2 protein-coding genes and 1 pseudogene are annotated in these 3,288 nt (G+C 64.1%); all 3 read right to left on the reverse strand.

Features of this window, described 5'->3' with window-relative positions; genetic code table 11:
• Positions 1-117: 117 nt before the first annotated feature.
• Entirely contained in the window at positions 118-1,323 is a 1,206-nt protein-coding gene (locus X803_RS0114985; RefSeq protein ID WP_253907492.1) for an RNA polymerase sigma factor, read from the reverse strand.
• Positions 1,324-1,639: 316 nt separating this feature from the next.
• Positions 1,640-2,899: a DUF4192 domain-containing protein gene (locus tag X803_RS0114990; protein WP_026545768.1), complete on the reverse strand. Its 1,260-nt coding sequence runs from the start codon at positions 2,897-2,899 to the stop codon at positions 1,640-1,642.
• A 95-nt stretch (positions 2,900-2,994) separates the two neighbouring features.
• Positions 2,995-3,288, reverse strand: a pseudogene (locus X803_RS22360) (MFS transporter); the annotation flags it as partial.

Below are 3,288 nucleotides of genomic sequence, written 5' to 3' on the forward strand. Positions count from 1 at the left end.
AACCCCCTCCGCGGAGGGGGTTCTTCCTGTCTATCGGGCCATGTTCGGTCTATCGGTACATGTTCGGCGAGCGGCGTTCGGCCCGGCTTCCTGCCGGGAAGCCGGCGCCCGCGAATCCTAGTCGAGGTAGTCGCGCAGCACCTGCGACCGGGAGGGGTGCCGCAGCTTTGACATCGTCTTGGACTCTATCTGGCGGATGCGTTCACGGGTGACTCCGTAGACCTTGCCGATCTCGTCGAGCGTCTTCGGTTGACCGTCGGTCAGGCCGAACCGCATGGCCACGACGCCGGCCTCACGCTCGGAGAGGGTGTCCAGCACGGAGTGCAGCTGCTCCTGCAGAAGCGTGAAGCTGACGGCGTCGGCCGGGACAACGGCCTCCGAATCCTCAATGAGATCGCCGAACTCGGAATCTCCGTCTTCGCCCAGCGGCGTGTGCAGCGAAATGGGCTCGCGACCGTACTTCTGAACCTCGACGACCTTCTCCGGGGTCATGTCGAGTTCCAGGGCCAGTTCCTCCGGTGTGGGCTCCCGGCCCAGGTCCTGGAGCATCTGGCGCTGGACACGGGCCAGCTTGTTGATGACTTCCACCATGTGCACCGGAATACGGATGGTCCGTGCCTGGTCCGCCATGGCGCGGGTGATCGCCTGGCGGATCCACCACGTTGCATAGGTGGAGAACTTGAAGCCCTTGGTGTAGTCAAACTTCTCCACCGCCCGGATGAGGCCCAGGTTTCCTTCCTGGATCAGGTCGAGGAAAAGCATACCGCGGCCGGTGTAACGCTTGGCGAGTGAAACCACCAGACGAAGGTTGGCCTCCAGCAGGTGGTTCTTGGCGCGCTTTCCGTCATGGATGACCCATTCCAGTTCACGCCGCAATTTCGGGTCGATGTTCCCATTGGCTGCCAGCTTCTCTTCCGCAAAGAGTCCGGCCTCAATCCGCAGGGCGAGATCGACTTCCTGTTCAGCGTTGAGCAGTGCGACCTTACCGATTTGCTTCAGGTAATCCTTGACCGGATCGGCGGTGGCGCCAGCAGAAACGACCTGCTGCGCCGGAGCGTCATCGTCATCCGCATCCGAGTAGACGAATCCGCTGCCTGTAGAGGCTTCTGCGACCTCGGGCTCCGCTGCATCCGTCTCAAGGTCTGCGGCGGGCTCGGCGTCCTGCTCAGGCAGGTCCTCTTCGGGCGCAGAGTCAGGAGCCTTCGTGTCTACGGCGGCCGCGTTTGCCCCGCGCTTTGCACCACGCGTGGCAGCGGTCTTCGACGCCGCTTTCGCGGCAAGGGCTTTGCGCTTGGTCGCAGTTGTACCGGGTTCTGATAACACCGGTGCTGTTGTCTTCTTGGCCGACACTGAGAACCTTTCATACGGCGGTTTGCGGCGCCGCCAAGGGGGCAACACCACTATGACCCTGTCAAGTCCGTGTTGAGATCAGACCTGTCAGCAGAAACTGTCCGTACCTGCAACAGCTCCGCCGATTGCGCTATTCCCTCGCGGCCGTTCGGTGGTGTCAACACCCACGTTCACGGGATCTGCAGCGCATCAATCTGAAACACGAACCCAACCGGGTCTCGGTTCCATTGTCGCACGCTTTGCCGGCCGCACGTAATCTCACTGAGCGCCTCGCTGCTCATTCAGCGCCTCAGGCAGCACGGCGGGAATCCGAGGTCCAGGCAGTTTCACGCCGGCGCGCCCACGGCGAAAGGGAACCCGTCCCGACCAGCGTCAACAGCAACTCGGCAAGGGTGTATTCAGGAGTTTCCGCCAGCGCTTCCTGCAGATAGTGATGGGCCCGGGAGCCCCGGCCGCGCGCCCACTCGAGCCAGCCGAGCATACTCAGCAGCGCCGAGCGCGGCTGGCCCTCAGCCACAGCGGCCATCCCCAGGAACACGGTGTGTGCCGCATCGAGCCGGTCCCAGTCCGGGTTGCCGAGGGTCGCGAGGAAGACTTCGCGGAAAAGGTCCGCGGGACGTCCGGTCGCATCTCCGGCTGACCCTGCTCGGACCGACCTTGCCTCGGCCTGTTGCGCCGCCAGCGCCTGGTTTTTCAGGACCTCGCATGCCTCCGGAAGCTCCACCTCCGGCGGGTCAGCCGGGAGCACGCCGGCATCGACGGCGGCCTCCTGGGCAGCAACCGCGCCGGCGGCAGCCAGCACAATGACGCTGTCCCGCACAGGGGCGCTTGCCAGTCCGGCCAGGAGGAAGGCCACAACGTCGGGCATCTCTGAGACGCATGTGCGCTCCGGGCCGGTGATGAGCGCGTCCCACAGGACGAGGCAGTCCCTGCCGAGGCTGGACCGGTCCCAGGTGCCGTGCCACTGCTCAGTGTAGGTTGCCGTCTGGAGGAGAATTTGTCTGTTGCGGCGGGTATCGGCTGATCCCACGGCCGCTTCAAGCGACTCGGCATAGGTGCTTCCCTGGTAAACCATTTCGGCGTTCAGAATGCTCGCAGTGATGTCTGCGAGGGGATGACCGGGCCAGGGGCAGCAGGACCCCTCGCCGCAGAAGTAATCGCGCCAGTGGCTGGAGCTTACGAGCCAGCCGTCCAGGAGTTCGAGACCGGCGGTATCCAGAACCAGGTCAAGGCAGTGGACCAGCGGCGCGAACGGCGGCGCTTCCGGCTCCGGCCATTTCTCGTCTGTGTAGATCACCATCAGTACCCCGTCGGCAGCTGAGTCTGCTTCAAGGTAGTCACGCACAGTGACCGCATAGTCCAGCGGGTCCGCGTCCTGCGGGGGAAGATCAAGCCGCAGGGTGGCACCGACGCGTTTACCGCACATTGTGAGGAAGACGAGGCTCTCGCGGGGTTGGAAGCCGAGGAGATGGGGGACGTAACTGAGAATGTCAGCCGGGGTGCTGACCGAGATGGGTGGTGAATCTGGACGGGGCGCTTTGGATGTCATGCCTACGACTGTGCCGCCGAATTCACCGCCCGCGGAGGCCCTGTTCCGCTATGTGGGTAAGTTCCCCGGTCTGGCGGCTGTGGAGGAGGGGTTTCCTACCTGCGGGCCTCGCGCCGTCGTCGTAATTCCCTGGCGATTGCCTGGCGCAGCGGCGGCACGATGATCGACTGCCGGGCAAGTTGGGCGCGCACCCGGCGGCGGAGCACCACAATAGCGACTGTGCCGACTCCGAGGACCACAAACTGCACGGCGAAGGCGATCCTGAACGAGTCAAGGGCGTACAGGTCTCCGTTCGAGAAACCGCTGGCCAGGAGCAGATCCAGGATGAGTCCCACCGCGAACATCGTGAGGAGGGCGGCGGTGAATCCGCCGATGTTGACGATTCCAGT

This window comes from Arthrobacter sp. 35/47, from assembly GCF_000520475.1.
In the GTDB taxonomy this organism is placed as follows: domain Bacteria; phylum Actinomycetota; class Actinomycetes; order Actinomycetales; family Micrococcaceae; genus Arthrobacter_D; species Arthrobacter_D subterraneus.

Excerpts from the sequence above, each read along its gene's own strand:
- X803_RS0114990 (WP_026545768.1), bottom strand. The coding sequence starts at position 2,899 with ATGACATCCAAAGCGCCCCGTCCAGATTCACCACCCATCTCGGTCAGC.